Raw genomic sequence first — 19902 nt, forward strand, 5'->3', positions numbered from 1 at the left:
GATTTCTGAAGCCTCACGGCCCGATTATTTAACAAAAAGCGTTAGCCAATATGCAGGTATTGATGTCATCAGAAAGTGAACAAGTTGTTAACGCAGTATGGCGCGCTGTTTGCCGTGATTTTGCCCACATTTCTCCCGCTAAAAATGCCGATAAATTCCCGACAGGAATGAATTCATAACTAACACAGAATATTTTTTATCAGTCTCCGATGCCAGGATGACGCTAAACCCTATCGGAGAACCATCATGACTTATCGCTTTCTCGTGACGACCACGAGCCTCGGCCAGGGAGGCCGCAACTTACTCGCTGACGCCCATTGCGTCGTGGATTATCTGGACAACGCCAACGATGCGGCGGAAGTGGAACGTCGAATGAGCAGCGTGCCTTATGACGCGGTGATTTCACGTACGGTTGAGTTAAGTGCCAAAGCGATAGCAGCCTGTCCGACGTTAAAAATCATCTGCAAACACGGTGTTGGCGTAACCAATATCGATGTTGAAGCCGCGACCCAGCAGGGGATCCCGGTACTGACGACCCCGGCGACTAACGCGCAATCGGTCGCGGAACTGACGCTGGCGCTGATGCTGAACTGCGCGCGCCGTCTGCCATTCTTCCAGCATGAAGTGGCTGCCGGCCGCTGGACGCGCAGCGGTGACGGCGAAGAGTTGCAGGGGAAAACGCTCGGCCTGGTAGGCTTCGGTGAAATCGGCCGCCGCGTAGCGCGTGTTGCACACGCCATCGGCATGCAGGTGGTATTTTTCGATCCGGCCATTGCTTCCGATGCCGATTTTGCAGGCGCACAGCGCTGTGCATCCCTGGACGATTTACTGCCGCTGGCTGATGTGCTGAGCCTGCATTGCCCGGTGACGCCGAAAACCCGCCAGATGATCAATGTGAACTCGCTCGCACTTCTGCCGCAAGGTTCCATCCTGATTAACACCGCACGCGGCGAGCTGGTGGATGAGGAAGCACTGGCAATGGCGCTGCAAAATGGGCAACTGCGCGCGGCGGCGCTGGACACCGTGGCCCAGGAGCCGCTCGCCGCCGATCATCCCTTCCGCGCACTGCCGAATCTGATCATTACCCCGCATATTGGCGGCTCCACTCCCCAGGCGCTGGACGCAGTGGCGCAAAGCGCGGCTCGGCAGTGTCTGGACTGGCTTGATAACCAACACATTCACCTTCCTGCCTGCGTTAATCCGCAGGTGCTTAACCGGAGTTAACTTATGACGATGCGAAGTGACTGGCCGATTGGCTATTTTATTGGCGAACGTGGCCCACAAATTGATAACGCTATACTTGCAGCCTTCCGTCAGCTGCCGGTGCCCAATATTGGTGACTCAATGGGCCGTAGCGTCGGCGCATTAGGGCTGACGGCCTATCACAACGATCCGCAGCTGGTACTGTGTGGCCCGGCATTGACGGTGAAGGTTCGCCCCGGCGACAACCTGATGATCCATAAAGCGATCGAACTGGCACAACCGGGCGACGTGATCGTGGTTGATGGTTCAGGTGACCTGACCCAGGCGCTGATTGGCGGCCTGATGCGCACTTCAGCAATAGCGAAGAAGATTGCGGGTTTCGTCATTGACGGCGCAGTACGCGATCTTAACGAATGGGCCGAAGGTGGCGTGGCGGTCTGGGCGCGGGGTAACACACTGCGCGGCCCCTCGAAAGACGGCCCGGGAGAAGTGAACACCACGGTGCACTGTGCCGGTCTGGTGATTTCCCCTGGTGACCTGATCGTCGCCGACGCTGATGGCGTGATCGCCATTCCGCATGACGAGCTGAGTGTACTGCTGCCGCGCGTACAACAACATGCGCAGCGTGAAGAGAAAATCCGTGCCAGCAATCTCGCCGGAACCAACGATCCGGAGCGTTTTAACGCGATTCTGCGATGCCAAAGGTTGTCCTGTTTAAAGGCCCCTGAATCATTCAGGCTACAGCCAACGCCTCTGTAGCCTGAAACACCTGCGCGTTCATCATTATAAAAACAGTGGAGTACCCTACCGTGCTTAAGAAAATTTCACTGAGCGAGTCGTTACCGCCACCGATCACCTGGCGTGACAATTTCACACCAGAAGAAGGTAAAGCCTTTGGTGCGCAGCTTTCCGCGCGACTGGAACGATTACCGGCCGCCCGCCCATTATGGCTCATTATCTTTGCGCTGGCCCTTGGCGGCTGGTTCGAAGTTTATGATGTGTTTCTCACCGCCTATATCGGGCCAGGCATGGTACGTGAAGGAATATTCACCCACGGCAGCCATAGCTTCTTTGATCCCAGCAGCCTTGGGGCATTTGTGGCAGCTATGTTCCTCGGCGTTTTTCTCGGTACGTTATTGATTGCCAATCTTGCGGACCGGATGGGACGCCGCAAAGTCTTCATCATCGCCTTGCTGGTGTATGCCATCGCCAGCGGCATTATGGCCTTCCAGCATCATCCGTATGCCATTGTGTTCTGGCGAATTATCTCGGGGATTGGTGTCGGGGCTGAGCTGGTTACCATTGATGCTTACGTATCAGAATTCATTCCGGCACGTCTGCGTGGCCGTTCATACGCGTTTGTGCAGGCGATTCAATACACCTCGATTCCGACTATCGCCTTTTTGTCATGGCAACTGGTGCCACTGGCTCCATTTGGGCTGACCGGCTGGCGCTGGGTGGTGTTATTTGGTTGCATTGGCGCGGTGATTGTCTGGTTAATCCGTATGGGACTGCCGGAAAGCCCGCGCTGGCTGGTAGAGCAAGGTCGCTACAAAGAAGCTGAAGATATCGTACGCCGCCTCGAAGCAAAGGTCGCCAAATCGACCGGCGCGGTATTACCTCCCGTTAACATCGAAGCACTGAAACCGGTCGAGAATGTCCCCGCAGTGAAAAATGAGATGTGGCGTCCCCCCTACCGTCGCCGCACCATCATGCTGCTGGTGTTCAACTTCTTTCAGTCAATTGGCTACTACGGCTTTGCCAGTTGGATCCCGACCCTGCTGGCAGCGAAAGGTGTCACCTTCACCCATAGCCTGTTGTATTCGTTCCTGATTGCGTTTGCCAGTCCGCTGGGACCGCTACTGGCCATGACCTTTGCTGACCGTATCGAACGTAAATGGCTGGTGAGTGGATCCGCGCTAGCGATAGCGCTGGTGGGCACGGTGTTTTCCTGGCAATCGCAGCCAGTGATGCTGGTTACCCTCGGTCTGTTGCTTTCGCTGGCCAGCACCTGTATGACTTTCTCGTATCGCGCCTATCAGGCGGAATTGTTCCCGACTCGTTTCCGTGCCAAAGCGATTGGTATGGTCTACTCAGTAAGCCGCATCAGCGGCATGCTATCGGGCTTTACCATCGCCTGGGTGCTGCACGAGATGGGGGTGGGTTCCGTGTTTATGGTGATCTCCACCGCGATGGCGATTGTGGTATTCACCATCGGCATTTTTGGTCCGCGCACCCTGAATCGTCGTCTGGAGGAGATTGCCTCCTGATGTCAGGTTTGGCAAAAATTGCGCAAATTGCCTGATTTGATCGCAATTAAAACATCAAGGGGATGCTTGCATTCCCTTTTTTGATCCAGCGCAAAAACATTCAGCGCATCTCCTGTCAGCTTATTCCTCACAGGGTCTTCACACCCACATAACAAGAGGATACGAAGATGAGCACTAAAGTGACTTTGGCAGGCGTGTTATTGGTCTGGCTGGTGTATGTCGGCTGGATGGTGAATTACTATGCAGGTACTTTCTCGTTGTTTACCCATTGATTGGTGTAGTGGCGTAATTTATCGTGCGCGGTTTACCCCCGCGCGATAAATTGCGTCGCGACAAAGCGTCGCCAAAAAAACGCCTGCCATTACCCAATTTATCGCATGGTGTTCAGATAAAAAATCGCATCATCTCTCATTTTAAATTCAATTAAGCGTGAAAATTTCAGGCTGAAATCGCCAGTAATGAGTAGTCCCATTCACCTGGCACGGCAGCAACAAGCATATCAAATCGCAATAATTACAATGCCTTTCCCGGTAATTAAGCATCTGAAACAGCCGGATTAACATACTGCGAAAATCAGGGAAAATTCATTACTGAAGCGCAGATGAGTGTGTTTACACTGCTTGAAGTTGAAGAGTTACCGCTCGTTCAACACCTCAGTCAGTGACCAATCAAACATTCATCTACCGAGAGGTTCGTTATCATGCGAATACAAACTCCCTATTCCCATCTGACAGCACATCTGGATAGTGTATTTTTTGATAAGACATCATCGAGATATAAAACAAATCAAACAATTAAGGACTTCTGTAAAAATCTAACAAAGGTTATGAACACTGGCGTAAGTTATAATAAATTATTATCAAATTCATCAAAAAGTCGTATTCGTGGTGATTTCTCGCATATTAAAAAGCTGTCAAAAAAGATTCCCGTGGCAGAAGAGGAAGTTATTGCCAATATAGAAAAAGCAAAGTCTCAGGGTGAGAACCTGACTTTCTTTACTAAAACACAGTCAAAAATATCTGATGATATTAATAAACTTCAGTGTCTAATTAAAATGGCGGATTTTTTGACCCTGGGACTACGTCATCCCGACCCATCCTCTGTTACTGCTCCTGATGGTAAACTTATTACTGCATTAGCTTATTTATACGAATTTATTGATGACAGAAAAGTTTTTAATTATTTCTCGATCCATGGGCATTATCAGCTTCATGCCCCTCGTCTTCCGCAAAATAATCAGGTTGTTAATCGTGTGCTACCCTCTGCCCCTGCCGCTGACGATCATTATTTAATGGGTCATCACAGTGGAATAACCCCTGGTGAAGCCCCTCCCACCTACGAGCAGGCTATACAACAAGGGCAAAATCAACGCATGAATGCCTATGCGAATAGCCATTATCCCCAACCCGGCTGGTCAATGAACCGAATATGATCTACTATTCGACTCAATATATGAGCCGAATAGCCATCCTTATCGGCTCGAATTTCGGGCCGAATAAACATTACATTCAGCTCAAACACCGTAAAATTTGAGGTGGATCATGTGGATATGGCAACAATCCAACTGGCCAGCATTCCACTGGCAGGATGAGATATTGCTGCCCCGGCTCCGGCATTTGCAGCAACAGCGTGGCGTTTTGCTGGGACGAGCCAGTATTGCAGACAATAACGATCACCAGACGCTGGATACATTGCTGACAAATATTCTCTCTTCGTCAGCCATTGAGGATGAGCGGGTCAATGCCCAGTCGGTACGATCCTCACTTGCCCGCCGCTTAGGCGTATCGCTGGACCAGTCCTATCCGGTGTCTGAACGTTCGGAAGGATTAGCCGCAATGATGATGGATGCCATTACCCTGCGCGATCAGCCTTTAACGCTGGCACGTTTATGTGAATGGCATCGCTGGTTATTCCCTGTGAGTGAATGGTCAATTCAACGTTTCAATGTCGGAGGTTTACGGGGTGAGGAGCCAATGCAGGTGGTGTCCGGACGGATTGATCGTCCCACGGTTCATTTTGAAGCGCCACCTCGTGCCGGACTGGATTCACAGCTACAGCAGTTTATCGACTGGTTTAATTACAGTCGGGAAGACGTTTTGCTCGATCCTTTATTACGCGCCGGATTGTGTCATTTATGGTTCGTGACGTTACATCCCTTCGACGATGGTAATGGGCGCATCACGCGCGCATTGACCGACCTGGCTCTGGCGCAGGCTGACAGTCAAAGTATTCGATTATATGCCATGTCGGCATCTATTCTGGCTCACCGGTCTGATTACTACCGCATTTTGCAGGAGACACAACGCGGGGAGATGGATGTGACAGCCTGGCTGGCATGGTTCCTGGAGGTGCTCAACGACAGTCTTGAACAAGCCCTGGTCGTGGTAACCCGTACCCAGCAAAAAGCCCGCTTCTGGCTGAATCATCAGGGAGCCGCGCTCAGCATGGAACAAACGAAGGTGCTTAATCGTTTGCTGGATGGCGGTGAGCAGGGCTTCGTGGATGGCATTAGCGCAGGTCAGTATCAAAAAGTGGCAAAAGTGAGTAAATCCACGGCAACACGCCATTTGAACGAGTTACTGGAGAAGGGCTACCTGGAGAAACTTCCGGGCGGTGGCCGCAGCACTCGCTATCACATCAAACATTAATGCAGAAACAACAACGCCGTCATAAACGACGGCGTTGTTTCATATCAGGCGACCTTTACGGCGCGGACTTTCTTTTCCGGTGCCTCGGCTGCCACTTCTACGGCATCATCCGCTTCGGCTGTTTCAGCTGACGCAGATTCTTCGGCGTTCACCGGTTCTGGCAACTTGCTGGTGCGCAGGATGTGCTGCACCGCGTCTTTCTGCTCAGCCAGTTGCAGGCCCAGAGCCTCCGCCTGGCTTTCATCCATCTCTGGATTATTTCGCAACAGCCAGTCAGTAAAGGCATCTGCCATATCGAGCATCTTGTCCCAGGCATCTGCGTCTTTTTTATTGGCAAACGTCATTTTCTCTTCACCCTTTCTGACCACAACATATTTGGTTTCGACTGCCATGATGCACCTCGTTAACTGTATTTATATACAGTATATTCCGAATTATCGTTGCAGGGCAATGGCTTTTTGCCCGTCAGGCGATCAATTCCTGCAAAAAATCCGCGAGTGCTTTACGCGGATCATCCTCTTCAGAGACGATCATCTCAATCCCCCACTGCCCCAATACCTCTTTTGCCACCGGATTATTACGGTTGGTAAACAGGTAGGATTTGGGCCGTGCTGACGCCAGACCGGTTCGTCCCCACATTTTCGTCAGCCGATAAAATAACAGACGGATATTAAAATCACTGATGCTGTAACCGACAAACAGCACCGAATTCCCCATCACATCATGCGTCAGCTTAATATCCAGCGGGGAATCAAAATAGAGTCGTTCAAAGTAGCTGCTTTCGTCCAAAACAATCGAGGTATCATCATCGAAATCACCGTGTAATTTGATGATATGGCGCTTATCTTCCGTCAATGACACCAGGTCAGCCGCGTTAGCCACTTTGCTGTAAGGTACATTATGCGCTTCGTGCGCCATCTCCAGCCAGCGATCGTAATTGGTGGTGTAAATCCGCGAGAAATTACCCTGAGTGATCATGGTATGAATTTCTGAACTGCGCACATCAATATCCGGGCGATGCCACTCGCGATCCATCCAGCTACGCAGCGGACCCAGTGACCCTTTACGTTGTTTGTAATACTCCGCCAGCGAAAGATGGGTGCCGTAGGTATTGAAGATCTTAGGGTCATAACCGAGTTCATTGGCGAGATGCGCGATCAGCTCATGCCACTCTGGCAACCCCAGGTTACGAGAGATGCCCGCTCCGGCAAACAGGATTAGCTTACCGGCATCATAAGCACGTTTCAGTTCCGGTTTCATGCCAGTCCCCGCGACGTTTTCAGAAAAGTGGCAAAACGATCCAGCGCCAGTCGCCGCATGGAAACCTCATTTTTTAACTCGCCCATTTCAGCAAAAGTTTGTGTATGTCCTTCAGGGATAAATACGCAATCCCACTGGAATTCACGCGGTCCGGCTGCCTCAGCAGCAATGGTGCCACGGACTTCACCTTCAAACAGATACATCTTACGACCATCACAGTAGCCGAGCACGGTTTTGGCCGTCACGCTCTGACTCTCCAGCCCCTGTACCAGTTTGGTAAAGCGCTCCGCCTCCAGGCGGTTCCAGAAGATACGTGTCAACCCGGCAGGCAGGCCGTTTAACCCGTCGAGGTACAAACCGGTATGTTCAACAAACAGCGGGCGGCCAATAATCGAGAACGCCTTGGTGAGCTTATCGCGCACCAGCTCAACCTCGTTCTCTGTCTGGATTTCTTCAATACGGCGCGCGATGGGGAGCACCTCCACGCCCACCGGTTCGAGGATGGTGCGCACCTCGGCCAGTTTATGCTCGTTTGCAGATAGAAAACGTATTTTCATTGCAACCAGTTGATTTCAAATGGGTGAATAGCAGCAAATTATAAGTTTATGCCGCAGGATAGCTGCTTTCGATGACAGTTTATTGTGACGACGCGACTTTAGTCCCACCGTGTTTGTGAGGATAGTGCAGTTTATTCTGAATGCAACCGATTGACGCACAAAGGAGAAAAAGGATGAACGGCGTTAATTATCTCTGGTTTGTCGGGGGCTTTGGCCGGGGCTGTCTTGCCCCGGCGGTGACAATGAGGCTCATCACAACACCCGCGCCAGAAAACGTTTCGTTCGTTCGTGACGCGGCTGGTTCAACACCTGATGGCTGCTGCCCTGCTCAACGATGCGGCCATCGACCATAAACACCACGTTATCCGCCACTTCGCGCGCAAAGCCAATCTCGTGGGTGACGATCACCAGCGTGGTGCCAGATCGCGCCAGCTTTTTGATCACATCCAGCACTTCCCCCACCAGTTCCGGATCGAGCGCTGAGGTGGGTTCATCGAACAACATCACACGCGGATTAAGCATCAGTGCCCGGGCAATGGCGATCCGCTGCTGCTGTCCACCGGAAAGATGACGAGGCCAGGCATCGGCCTTATGGCGTAAGCCAACAATATCCAGCAGTTCACCCGCCCGGATGACCGCCTCCCTGCGGGAAAGCTGACGATGTGCCACCGGTGCTTCAATCAGGTTCTCCAGCACCGTCAGATGTGGGAACAGATTGAAGTTCTGAAACACGTAGCCCACGTTGATACGCTGACGCAGAATGGCGTTCTCTTTCAGTTCGTAAAGTTTATCGCCCCGTCGCTGATAACCGATGTACTCACCATCGATCTGGATAAACCCTTCATCCACCCGTTCCAGATGGTTGATGGTACGCAGCAGCGTCGATTTTCCTGAGCCGGAAGGGCCGAGGATCACCGTGACCGAACCCGGTGCCAGCTCCAGTGACACATCATCCAGCGCCTGATGGCTGCCAAAGAATTTGCTGACGCCGGTGATACTGATGGCACCGGTAGCGTGCAGATTGCGGTAATCAATGGCTTCGGACATGGGAAAGTTCCTCGTTGGCGGCATCTGTTGCCACGCGATTGCGCCGTTGACGCCAGCGCGATGGTTGCGGTTCCCGGCTGACGCTACGTGCCAGCCAGCGTTCCACACTGTGTTGTAACAGCGACAATACGGTCGTGATGATCAGATACCAGGCGGCACCGACCATCAGCAGCGGGATGACCTGCTGAGTGCGGTTGTAGATCATCTGAATGGTATAAAACAGCTCCGGCATCGCCAGCACATACACCATCGCCGTGCCTTTCGCGAGGCTGATCACTTCATTAAACGCGGTGGGAATAATGGCACGCAGTGCCTGCGGCAGAATGATGCGAAACGTACGACGCGAAGAGGATAAACCCAGCGCTGAAGCGGCCTCGAACTGACCATGATCGACGCCGAGAAAACCGCCGCGAATGATCTCCGCACTGTAAGCGCTTTGCACCAGGGTCAGGCCAATCACTGCCGCCGGAAACTGCCCCAGCACGTTAATGGTCTGGAAGTGCCCCCAGGATAACGTGGTAAACGGAACGCCGAAGGACAGCGTGTCGTACAAATAGGAGAAGTTATACAGAATGATCAGTACCACAATCAGCGGCAGCGATCGGAACAACCAGATATAGCCGAACGCCAGTGAACTTAACAACCAGGATGATGACAGGCGTGCCAACGCCAGCAGACCGCCAAATATCAGGCTGAAGAACGTGCCAAAAAGTGTCAGCAACAGAGTTTGCCCTAAGCCACTGAGGATCACTGGATCGAAAAACCAGCGGGCAAACACGCCCCACTCCCAGCGTGGATTAAACGCTACCGAATCAATCACCCCGGCCAGGATAAATAGCGCGACAATGGCCCCGAGAGTCCGAGCCGGATAGCGTGCAGGGACCACGGTTAAACGCTGCTCAGTTTTCATGCGGGTTCCTTAGCTGGCTTCGGCCACGCTATGCACATCAATCACTTTGAGAAAACGCAAACGCCCGTCATTGGGAGGCTGGCCATAGATCTCCATATCATCACGCAGTTCAAACTGCGGCTGATAACCATGGCCGATATACAACCGCACCGCTTCAGGCTGGCGAAAGCCGGTGGTGAGGTAGATACGCTGATAACCGGCGCGCTGCGCACGCCGCTCCAGCTCCTGTAAAATCAGCAACGCCAGCCCCTGGCGACGCAGATCCCCGCGTGTCCAGATACGTTTCAGCTCGGCGGTGTGCTCGTCATAAGGTTTGTAGGCTCCCATCGCAATGATTTCGCCCTCCCGCTCCAGCACGATAAACAGGCCGCGCGGCGGTAAGTACCATTCGGTCAGTTCCACTTCTTTGCTGTTGCGGAAAAAATCACCGTAGCGGGCCTCATATTCACCAAACAATCCGTTCAGGATAGGTTGGAGTTCCGGCGCTTCCGGCGAAACCTCGCGGAAAAAATGCTGGCTCATCTTGCCTCCTTAATCGCCCAGACCGGCCGGATTCACTTCAGAATGATCGATGTGTTCTACACCCTCACCCCAGCGATTCAGCACCCGGAGGTAATCACCGTTCTGCATTACGCCGTTAAGCGCGGTGCTGATCGGTTCTGCCAGGCCGCTACCCTTTTTCACCGTCACCGCGATGTGTGCCGCCTTTGGCCAACCACCATCCACACTGCCGACCAGACGTGTCTGCCCGGTCAGCGCGGCTTTCCATGCACCAATCACATTTGGGCCGAAGTAAGCGTCAGCGCGACCGGATTGCAGCGCGAGGGTTTGTGCCGCGTCGTCTTTGGTATAAATCGGTGTGAATGGCTTCAGCCCTTTGGCCTGATTCTCTTTATCCCACGCCAGCAAAATCGCTTCCTGATTGGTACCGGATCCGACGATGATGCGCAGCCCGGCGATATCTGCGGCTTTGGTCAGGGATTTGATCGGGCTGCTGGTTTTGACATAGAAACCGAGGGAGTCCTTGCGGTAGGTGGCAAAATCAAAGCGTTCTTTGCGTTCTTTAGTCACGGTGATATTGCTGATGGCCGCGTCGTATTTACCGGATGCCACTCCCAGCGGCCAATCTTCCCAGGAGGTCGGTACGATGTTAAGTTTCAACCCGAGGCTATCCGCCACCAGCCGGGCGATATCCACTTCACTGCCGAGTAACGTTTTGTTGTCATCGCTGAATACCGTTAGCGGAGGGGAGTTCTGTGCGGCCACTGCCACGGTAAAGCTACCAGGCACGGCAAAATGGTGTCCGGCGGGGATCTGTGCCACCGCAGCGCTATTTTTCCCGGTGTTAATCGGGGTTTTGTTGGCTTCGAGACTGACCTGCTGACCATTCAGCGCCACCTCTTCGGCGAGGGCGGACATACTGCTGGTCACGAATAACAGGGCGATGAGGGCGATCTTCTTCTGCATAGCGGCTACTCGCTTTTATTGTTGTGTGAACTGGTTTTGCGGATCCGGCAGGGCAAAACTGGCGCGTAACGTGCTGCCCGGGTATTCACGACGCGATAAACCCCGCGCCTGTAAAATCGGTACCACGCGATCGACAAAACGTTCGAAGGTATCCGGCGTGCCGCCCTGAATGATGAAGCCGTCAGTGGCTGCGCTTTCGAACCACAGTTGCAGGCCATCGGCAATCTGCTCCGGCGTGCCGTGGAACAGCGGACGGGGCGTGGCTGCTTCCAGAGCAGCCTGAAGCAGCGTATGACCCTGCTCGCGTGCTTTGCGTTTGATCTCATCGGTGGTACTGCGGAAGCTGTTCTGCCCGATATCACCAATATCGGGAAAGGGTTCATCCAGCGGATACTGCGAGAAATCGTGATGATCGAAGAAGCGTCCGAGATAATTCAGCGCATCGGTGATTGAGACCAGCGCTGCGGTGGTTTGATACTGGCGTTCCACATCGTCGGCATCATCCCCCACAATCACGCTGACGCCCTGGAAAATATGCAAATCCTCTGGCTGACGACCCTGCGCCACCAGCTGCGTTTTCACATCCCGATAGAATGCCTGGGCCTCTTCTCGTGTGGGTTGGTGAGTGAAAATGGCATCCGCATGGCGTGTGGCCAGCTTTTTACCCTCTTCGGATGCGCCAGCCTGGAAGATAATCGGACGCCCCTGCGGCGTACGGGCGATGTTGAGTGGCCCCTGCACCTGGAAAAAATCACCATGATGATCCAGCGTGTGCAATTTGGCGGGATCAAAGAACTGGCCGCTCTCCTTGTTGCGTACAAAGGCATCACCTTCCCAGGAATCCCACAACCCTTTCACCACCTGCAAATACTCATCGGCAATGCGATAGCGCAATGCGTGTTCCGGGTGTTGCTGACGCGAGAAGTTCTTCGCTGATCCTTCCAGCGGTGACGTCACCACGTTCCAGCCCGCACGCCCACCACTCAGATGGTCGAGACTGGCGAACTGACGCGCCACGGTAAAAGGTTCGCTGTAGGAGGTGGAAACGGTGCCCACTAATCCGAGATGCTGCGTCACGCCAGCCAATGCCGACAGCAGCGTCAGGGGTTCGAAACGGTTGAGGAAATGAGGAATCGACTTTTCATTAATAAACAGGCCATCGGCAACAAACAGGAAATCCAGTTTGCCCTGTTCTGCTTTGCGCGCGATATGTCTGGCGTAGTCAAAATTGATGCTGGCGTCCGCCTGTGCCGCCGGATGGCGCCAGGCAGACATATTACCGGATGCGCCGTGCAGAATAGTGCCCAGTCGCAGTTGTCTGGTAGTCATAATCGTTTCTCTCCGTCCATAGCACATGTCGATTAAAAGAGGGGGGTAATTTGTTAGCTCAGGATGACGTCACGACATCGTGCGTTGAGATGTTGCAACGCCTGCTGAGCCAGTTGTGCAAAGTAACTGGCAGCGGGCGCGATTAAGGCTTCATCCGGGTTAAATCCGCCATGATGCAGACCAAAATCACTGGCGCTGCCGATGCTGACAAATGCACCGGGGATCAGTTGCAGGTAAAAGGCGAAGTCCTCACCGCCAAGGTGCAAATCGGCGGTTTGCACCCGATATCCGGCCTGTTGCGCGATATCGCTGGCAAAAGCTGCCCATTGTGGGTCGTTCTCCAGCACCGGCGGACCGGCGTGCCAGCTCAGAGTGGCAGTGGCACCCTGCGCAACGGCGACGCTTTCCACCAGACGTCGTACGCGTTGTTCCAGTTGTTGCCGGACCAGCAAATCGTGCGTACGTGCGGTGCCGCCAAACTCAACTTCTCCCGGCAGCACATTCCAGGTTTTGCCGCCGTCGATGCGGGTAATACTGAGCACCAGGCTGTCGAGGGTATTAAAACTGCGACTGGTCAGGGATTGCAGCGCCTGAATGATCTGGCTGGCGACCACGATGCTATCCACCCCCTGTTCCGGATGCGCCGCATGGGCCCCTTTACCGTTGACGCGAATCACAAAGCGATCGGCATTGGCATAAAAAGCGCCGCCGCGTGTGGCGAAGGTACCTGTCGGCAATCCTGGTTCGTTATGCATACCAAAAATCGCCTGCACATCCTGCAACACACCCGCGCGGATAAATTGCCGTGCGCCGGTGGCATTCTCTTCGCCGGGCTGAAACAACAGACGAATACGCCCTGGCAGCTGTGCTTCCTGCCCTTTGAGTTGTAACGCAGCCCCCAGCATTACCGCGCTGTGGACATCGTGGCCGCAGGCGTGCATCACACCGGTATGACGCGAACGATAGGACAGGCCAGTCGCTTCGTGGATAGGTAAGGCATCGATATCTGCGCGTAACGCAATGACGGTGTCGCCCTGGCCGATTTCTGCCACCACACCAGTTTCCAGCCCATAATCCAGCAAACGTATCCCTGCCGCCTGTAACCATCCTCGCAGGCGCGCGGTGGTCTCAACTTCGTGGCTGGAGAGTTCCGGCCAGCTATGCAGCTCACGCCGCCAGTCAATCAGCTGTTGTTGTGAAAATTGCGTCATGGTTGCCTCCGAAGTGCGTCGTTCAGGCCGCAACCAGACGATGGGTTGCCAGTAGTTCGAGGGATTTCAGACGGGCATGCTCATCCACCACCGGTGAATCAATCACGAACTCGTCGATACCGAAGTTTTGATGCAGTGCCTCAAGCTGCGCATGTACCTGGGCTGCTGTGCCTTTCAGCAAAGAAGGTGTACGCGGTTCAATCACATAATCGTGGTACCCGCCCTGACGTACATAGCGTTCTGCCTGCTCAATGCTACCAACATTGACGCTTTGCCCGTCTTTCACTGTGACGCGATAAAAGCGTAGATTGCTGACCAGCAGATCAGCTTCTGCCGGAGAATCCGCCACCACCACCTGCACTGCCACCAGCGCACGCTGGCCATAACTGAGCTGGTGGTAACGTCCCAGCACCCTCTCCAGCAACTGGCGATCACCATTGAGATGGGCGGCGAACACCAGTTGCCAGCCGAGTTCTGCCGCCAGCTGCGCACTTTCTTCACTGGCTCCCAGCAGAAAACGATTAGCCGGACGGGCGGGCTGCGGGGTTGCGTTAAGGGTTTCCTCATCACTGTGTAACGCGGCGGGTTGTAACCAGCCATCCAGCAACGCCAGTTGCTCAGCAAAACTGCCTTTTTCATCCTGATGAACGCCCAGCTGGAGCGCCCGGGTGGACAGTGGCAACCCACCGGGAGCCTTGCCTACACCAAGATCGATACGACCCGGAGCCAGCGACGCCAGCAGATTAAAGTTTTCCGCCACTTTGTATGGGCTGTAATGCTGCAACATCACGCCACCCGAGCCAACGCGGATATGACGTGTCTGGCCAATAATCCAGGCAATCAGTAATTCCGGTGCCGGGCTGGCCAGCTGGGCCGAGTTATGGTGTTCAGCCAGCCAGAAGCGGTGATACCCCCATGCTTCCGCCTGCTGTGCCAGATGCAGGGTACGATGCAACGCATGAGTTGCACTCTCTCCTTCGGCAATCGGCGATTTATCCAGCAAACTGAGTCGGTATGACATACGCCTTATCCTTTCTGCAATGAATATGGCGGCTAGTGTGGAACGGGGCTTTTATTTCGCAAAACAACAAATTCGACAAAGTGAATTAGAAAAATGGAAATGGTGCGGGAAAAGCTGGAGTTTAACGCCATGTCTTAACTGCTTCGTAGCGACACGATAACCCATGCCGCCAGACGCCAGAATGTTGACAGGTTACAGTTGTGTTGTTGTTGTCTGAATACTTCTGTTTTCAATTATTTTATAAATTTTCTCCAGCTCTGGCTTATATAAAGACAATGATTCGTCCAGACTACGCTCGGAAATTGCAAGATCAATTTTCCCCCAAACGGTTGTTATTTCTCTGAGAGTCGCATCTTCTTCATATTTTGAATAAGAGGACTCGGAAATCAGCAGACTCTTAGGATGGTCACGCAATGCGCGAGGACGTTCAATGAACTGATATCTTTCACCTTTTTCATCAGCACAATGACAAATCTTATGTACTCCGCCCATATTCCTCATTTCTCTTGTGCTCATGTCTTTAATCACATTAAAAACCGGAATTTCTCTACCCACTATTCTCGATGTGTACTCAACACCCGCATCTTCCAGAAAAACCACCAGTTCGTCCTGAAGTTTCATCTTATCAAAATAGAAAGTGATATGTTTTTCAAGATTTTCACTCCCTATATCCGGGTGAATAATTTCAGTCTCAAGAAAAACCGGAGGCCTGCATTCAAATAACGCCTGAAACTTTTCTCCCAGCGATTTTATTTCAATACGTTGTGAGGCTTCGTAACTCAGCGGCGCAGGATAGGCCTGCGGTGGTCTAAAATCACTCGGCCCCGAATAGCCGTAATAGGATGGCGGCGCGACAGGCATCTGCGGATTATTCGATGCAGGTAATAGCGTTAGCTGAGATAATCGCGCAATCGGCAGGCGTGGTGCCGGATGGTTGTTGCCCCGCGTGGCCGAAGAGGTTGCCATATGGACAGAAGGAAAACCGATACGATCGGACATATTTACACTCCCTGGTTTAGATGGTCTTTATTTCCAGCGCCGCTGCCATGAATTATGTGCTTAACAGTAAGCAATATTGATAAAAATAAAATGTTATTGGTTATGATAATTCACTGAAGGTAACATCATAAATATCATGTCATATTTAAAACTGATTTATCTCTGAAATAAATGGCATATCAATTATTTTATGATGACCAAAAATATCATCTGTACAGCGCCATTGGAATAAACCATCATCGGGAACAGCTGAAACTATTCGCTTTTGCTAACCGGAGATTCTGTCTATGTCACAGCATGCTTATAAACCTTTCGAAACACGCCATCCGGTATCTGCCCATGATCGCACGCTTGAACCACAAATCATCGCGGCTATGGACCAGTTGCGAGCGAACTTTTCCGGCACGACGCGGGAAATGTATGACCAGATGCTGGCCGGGACACCCATGGCTCCAGGTATAGTCACCGAACGCATCGATCAGGTTGGGATACAGGGCTGGTGGGTGAAACCGGAGCAGCAAACTGATTCTCGGGCAGTGGTGTTTATTCATGGCGGTGGTTATACGCTGGGCAGTGCCATTGCTTATCGGGGTTTTGCCAGCCAGTTAGCGACACGCACCGGTATTGCCACATTTGTCCCGGACTATCCTTTAACCCCAGAACATCCATTCCCGGCAGCACCGAAGGCGCTTGCGCGAATTCCTGGCTGGCTGGCGACTCAGGGGATGACTCAGCTGGCGTTAGTGGGGGATTCTGCCGGAGGTGCACTGGTGCTGGGATTGTTACAAAACCCACAGGTGGCGGCTGATGTGGCTTCTGCCGTGGTGTTTTCGCCGTATCTCGACCTGGCTTTTACCGGGGACTCCTTTAATAATCCGGCGACTCACGACCCCATTTTCCATCCTGAAATACTGACCCAACTGGCAGGGGTTTATCTCAATGGCACCCCCGCAACCAACGGCTTAGCATCGCCGTTGTACGACGTACCCGAACGCTTACCCCCGCTGGCAATTCAGGTGGGAACAGACGAATTGTTGCTGGATGATGCCACACGTTATGCCGCCGCTGCGGCAGCACGAGGCGGCGAAGTGCGTCTGGATATTTATGAAGGTATGCATCATGTATTTCAGAGCGAAATCGAACTGGAAGCTGCGCGCCATGCGCTGGATGCCGCTGCAGAGTTTATTACCCGCCACTGGCGATAACCAGGCATGCCTGCGTTCTGCCTGATGTGCCATTCGAAGTTAGGAAATTTCTGGTAATAGGTTGTGGGGGAAGTAAATTTTCTAAATACATCAGAAATGTGAATGTGTAAGATGGACTTAGGTTGACTATGGAAACGGTCAACAGGCCGCAGCAACGAGTGCGCGGTGACTGTATCACATCACAAGTACAGGAGTTTTACTGATGCAGATTTGTATGATGGATTATGGGAGATTATCTCCAGATGGAAAGACGCTGAAGTTGATGTGTTACGGCGTAGGTTCTTTTGATGTCCTTTCTGGAATTGAAAAATACATAAACAATCCACACTGTTCCGACAGGGAGAAAGCTGCAATTCCACCCGGAACTTACTGGATAGTTGATCGACCACAGGGAAGTCTTTTTAATCAGATTCGGGCTGAGGCCATAGATATGGCACATCTGTACCGCAATCACCATTCTGAATGGTTTGGCTTGTACAGCAGCAACACGATGAGTGACCATGTTTTTGTTAATGGAATACGTTGGGGCAGTTTCCGATTACACCCGCTCAATTCAGACGGTTCCGGTGTATCCTGGGGGTGTATTACTCTCTATCGATCAAACGAATTCCAGGTGTTGAGACGTGCGTTGCTCAACCGTCCCAAGGTTCGCGTTCCCGGTGGGAATGGATTAATGGCATACGGACGCATTGATGTTCGTGGCATCCCTGATTTCTCTAAATGCAGTGTGAAATGAAAATAATCATCTTTATCGTAATTGTCATTGCTGGAATCGTGTTTATACCTGACACAGTTGTCGGCCATGTTGTGGACAGTCTGGATTTAGCTCAAGGTGACGGCGAGGAGGGAATGAATAATTTCTTTTTTATCATTTTGTTAATCAAGACCGCTTTTTCAGCCGTCATTGCCCTGCTGATTCTACGCAGATATCGGAAGCCTCAATGAGGAATTAATTAATGAAATGGAGATTGAAGTGTACTCACCCTGTGACCTATCTGATTAAAGGACCACATTAAGCTCCGGGCTATTGAGCTTTTACCTTTTTCAGCAAAGCTTAGTGCATTTCCTTGGTTCAACTCCCCGACGCGGCGTTCGATGATAAAAACCGCCCGTCGGGTAATTGATAACAAAGGAATTCACCATCATGAAGCAACGTTTTCACTTGCAGGCATTAAGTTTTGCTCTGCTGACAGGGATATTCAGTGCTCACGCAGCGGACACGCCAGTTAAAGGCGGCACGCTTATTTATCTGGAACAACAACCACATACCAACCTTTATCCTCCGGCGGGTGGTTTTTACCCCAACGGTGGCATCCTGAATCAGATCACCGATAAACTCACCTGGCAAAACCCCAAAACCTTACAGGTTGAACCCTGGATTGCCGAAAGCTGGAGCAGTAACGCCGACAAAACCGAATACACCTTTAAAATTCGTCCGGGTGTCACTTTCTCCGACGGCACACCGCTGGATGCCAACGCGGTGGCGAAAAACTTTGATACCTATGGTCTGGGCAATAAAGCGCTGCGTTTGCCGGTGTCTGAGGTGATTAATAATTACGATCATAGCGAAGTGATTGATCCGCTTACGGTGAAATTTTATTTCACCAAACCCTCACCGGGCTTTTTACAAGGCACCGCCACCATAGGCTCGGGACTGGTGTCCCTCAGCACTTTAAAACGCAGCTTCGATCAGTTGGGTGATGCGCGCCATATTATTGGCTCAGGCCCGTTTGTGGTCAGCAATGAACAGCTGGGCCGTGAAGTCGATCTGGTGGCACGTAAGGATTACCACTGGGGGCCGAAAAATATTGCGCAGCAAGGCCCGGCCAATCTCGACGGCATCAAATTTATCGTCACCCCGGAAGACAGCGTCCGGATTGGCGCATTGCTGGCAGGCCAGGCTGATTTTATTCGCCAGGTGCAGGCGTATGACGAAAAACAGGCCAAACAACAGAACTTCCCGATTTATGCCGCCCCGACGCGTGGCGTCAATGACAGTATCAGCTTCCGCCCGGATAACCCGCTGGTCAGCGACCTGAAAGTACGTCAGGCGCTGCTGCATGCCACCAACGCACAGCAGGTGGTACAAACCCTGTTCTCCCCCAACTATCCGCAAGCGACTTCGGTGATTGCCGCAAGCGCGGCGGGCTACGTCAATCTGAGCGACAAACTCAACTATGACCCGACGCTGGCGAAACAACTGCTGGATGAAGCAGGCTGGAAACCCGGTAGCGATGGGATCCGCGAGAAAGGTGGCGAGAAACTGGTGCTGACGGTGTATGAATCTCCGCCACAGCCGCAAAACAAAGAAGTGCTGCAACTGGTGGCGCAGCAGTGGCGTCAGGTGGGGGTTGCCCTGAGGGTGAAAGCCGGTGATGCAGGCAGCAAAACGCTGGATAACCTGGATCCGCTGAAAACCCCACTGACGGTGTCCGAGGTGGGACGTGCCGACCCGGATGTGGTGAAAAGCATGTTCTATCCCACCAATCGCGATGCGTTGCTGCAAAAAGGCGGCTCAAGCGACAAAGTGAAAAACTTCCGCGACGACAAACTGAATACGCTGCTGGTAAATATCTCGGCCGAAGTTGATGCGCAAAAGCGCCTGCAACTGACCGGTGATGCGCAGCGTTATCTGCTCGACAACGCCTATGTGATCCCGATCTTCGAGGAACCGCAGGTGTTTGCCGGTGCGCCCTGGTTAAAAGGCGTCAGTTTTGAAGCGGTGGGCCGCCCATCGTTCTACGGCGCGTGGCTGGAAAAACACTAAGGCAGGTT

Annotated in this window: 20 protein-coding genes; 9 read left to right on the forward strand and 11 right to left on the reverse strand. The window is 52.6% G+C overall.

Translation table 11 applies throughout. From position 1 onward, the window contains the following. Positions 1–246: 246 nt before the first annotated feature. The 5 genes from PW844_RS07905 (at position 247) to PW844_RS07925 (ending at position 6121) form a co-directional block, all read left to right on the forward strand. The gene (locus tag PW844_RS07905; RefSeq protein ID WP_299450040.1) at positions 247–1224 is read left to right on the forward strand and encodes a hydroxyacid dehydrogenase; all 978 of its coding nucleotides are present in this window, start codon (positions 247–249) and stop codon (positions 1222–1224) included. 3 nt (positions 1225–1227) lie between these two features. Further along, positions 1228–1962, forward strand: coding sequence for an RraA family protein (locus PW844_RS07910; RefSeq protein ID WP_299450043.1), 735 nt, complete (start codon positions 1228–1230; stop codon positions 1960–1962). Between the two features lie 50 nt (positions 1963–2012). Beyond that, on the forward strand, positions 2013–3473 hold the full coding sequence (locus tag PW844_RS07915; protein ID WP_299450046.1) for an MFS transporter: 1461 nt from the start codon (positions 2013–2015) through the stop codon (positions 3471–3473). Positions 3474–4173: 700 nt separating this feature from the next. After that, positions 4174–4905: a hypothetical protein gene (locus tag PW844_RS07920; RefSeq protein ID WP_299450049.1), complete on the forward strand. Its 732-nt coding sequence runs from the start codon at positions 4174–4176 to the stop codon at positions 4903–4905. Positions 4906–5014: 109 nt separating this feature from the next. Further along, entirely contained in the window at positions 5015–6121 is a 1107-nt protein-coding gene (locus PW844_RS07925) for a Fic family protein (protein ID WP_299450052.1), read from the forward strand. Positions 6122–6165: 44 nt separating this feature from the next. Here the strand turns inward: PW844_RS07925 and PW844_RS07930 are convergent, their stop codons facing one another. The 11 genes from PW844_RS07930 to PW844_RS07980 form a co-directional block, all read right to left on the reverse strand. Beyond that, positions 6166–6513, reverse strand: a complete 348-nt coding sequence (locus tag PW844_RS07930; protein WP_299450055.1) for a YebG family protein — start codon at positions 6511–6513, stop codon at positions 6166–6168. 73 nt (positions 6514–6586) lie between these two features. Further along, on the reverse strand, positions 6587–7381 hold the full coding sequence (locus tag PW844_RS07935; protein ID WP_084880999.1) for an SIR2 family protein: 795 nt from the start codon (positions 7379–7381) through the stop codon (positions 6587–6589). Then, a complete protein-coding gene (locus PW844_RS07940; protein ID WP_084881000.1) occupies positions 7378–7938 on the reverse strand; it encodes a non-canonical purine NTP pyrophosphatase in 561 nt (186 codons plus the stop codon). The genes PW844_RS07935 and PW844_RS07940 overlap by 4 nt, the downstream gene beginning before the upstream one ends. 252 nt (positions 7939–8190) lie before the next feature. After that, positions 8191–8985 (reverse strand): amino acid ABC transporter ATP-binding protein, encoded by a 795-nt coding sequence (locus tag PW844_RS07945; RefSeq protein ID WP_084881001.1) that lies wholly within the window; start codon positions 8983–8985, stop codon positions 8191–8193. Further along, complete coding sequence (locus tag PW844_RS07950; RefSeq protein WP_299450071.1) at positions 8969–9895, reverse strand: amino acid ABC transporter permease; 927 nt, start codon at positions 9893–9895, stop codon at positions 8969–8971. Before PW844_RS07950 ends, PW844_RS07945 begins: the two co-directional genes overlap by 17 nt. A gap of 9 nt (positions 9896–9904) precedes the next feature. Then, a complete protein-coding gene (locus tag PW844_RS07955) occupies positions 9905–10417 on the reverse strand; it encodes a GNAT family N-acetyltransferase (RefSeq protein WP_299450075.1) in 513 nt (170 codons plus the stop codon). A gap of 9 nt (positions 10418–10426) precedes the next feature. Further along, a complete protein-coding gene (locus tag PW844_RS07960; protein ID WP_299450077.1) occupies positions 10427–11362 on the reverse strand; it encodes an ABC transporter substrate-binding protein in 936 nt (311 codons plus the stop codon). Between the two features lie 15 nt (positions 11363–11377). After that, positions 11378–12691, reverse strand: coding sequence for an LLM class flavin-dependent oxidoreductase (locus PW844_RS07965; RefSeq protein ID WP_299450080.1), 1314 nt, complete (start codon positions 12689–12691; stop codon positions 11378–11380). Positions 12692–12744: 53 nt separating this feature from the next. Next, positions 12745–13902, reverse strand: a complete 1158-nt coding sequence (locus PW844_RS07970) for an amidohydrolase (protein WP_299450083.1) — start codon at positions 13900–13902, stop codon at positions 12745–12747. Positions 13903–13924: 22 nt separating this feature from the next. Continuing rightward, a complete protein-coding gene (locus PW844_RS07975; RefSeq protein ID WP_299450086.1) occupies positions 13925–14923 on the reverse strand; it encodes an MsnO8 family LLM class oxidoreductase in 999 nt (332 codons plus the stop codon). A gap of 192 nt (positions 14924–15115) precedes the next feature. Beyond that, positions 15116–15922: a hypothetical protein gene (locus tag PW844_RS07980; protein WP_299450089.1), complete on the reverse strand. Its 807-nt coding sequence runs from the start codon at positions 15920–15922 to the stop codon at positions 15116–15118. 287 nt (positions 15923–16209) lie between these two features. Here PW844_RS07980 and PW844_RS07985 point away from each other — a divergent pair, with 287 nt between their 5' ends. The 4 genes from PW844_RS07985 (at position 16210) to PW844_RS08000 (ending at position 19894) form a co-directional block, all read left to right on the forward strand. Beyond that, a complete protein-coding gene (locus PW844_RS07985; protein ID WP_299450092.1) occupies positions 16210–17127 on the forward strand; it encodes an alpha/beta hydrolase in 918 nt (305 codons plus the stop codon). 202 nt (positions 17128–17329) lie between these two features. Then, positions 17330–17863 (forward strand): DUF2778 domain-containing protein, encoded by a 534-nt coding sequence (locus PW844_RS07990; RefSeq protein WP_299450094.1) that lies wholly within the window; start codon positions 17330–17332, stop codon positions 17861–17863. Beyond that, complete coding sequence (locus PW844_RS07995) at positions 17860–18072, forward strand: hypothetical protein (RefSeq protein ID WP_299450097.1); 213 nt, start codon at positions 17860–17862, stop codon at positions 18070–18072. The genes PW844_RS07990 and PW844_RS07995 overlap by 4 nt, the downstream gene beginning before the upstream one ends. 199 nt (positions 18073–18271) lie before the next feature. Continuing rightward, positions 18272–19894 (forward strand): TIGR04028 family ABC transporter substrate-binding protein, encoded by a 1623-nt coding sequence (locus PW844_RS08000; protein WP_299450099.1) that lies wholly within the window; start codon positions 18272–18274, stop codon positions 19892–19894. Positions 19895–19902 lie beyond the last annotated feature (8 nt).

The organism is Pantoea sp. (assembly GCF_028283705.1).
Taxonomy (GTDB): domain Bacteria; phylum Pseudomonadota; class Gammaproteobacteria; order Enterobacterales; family Enterobacteriaceae; genus Pantoea.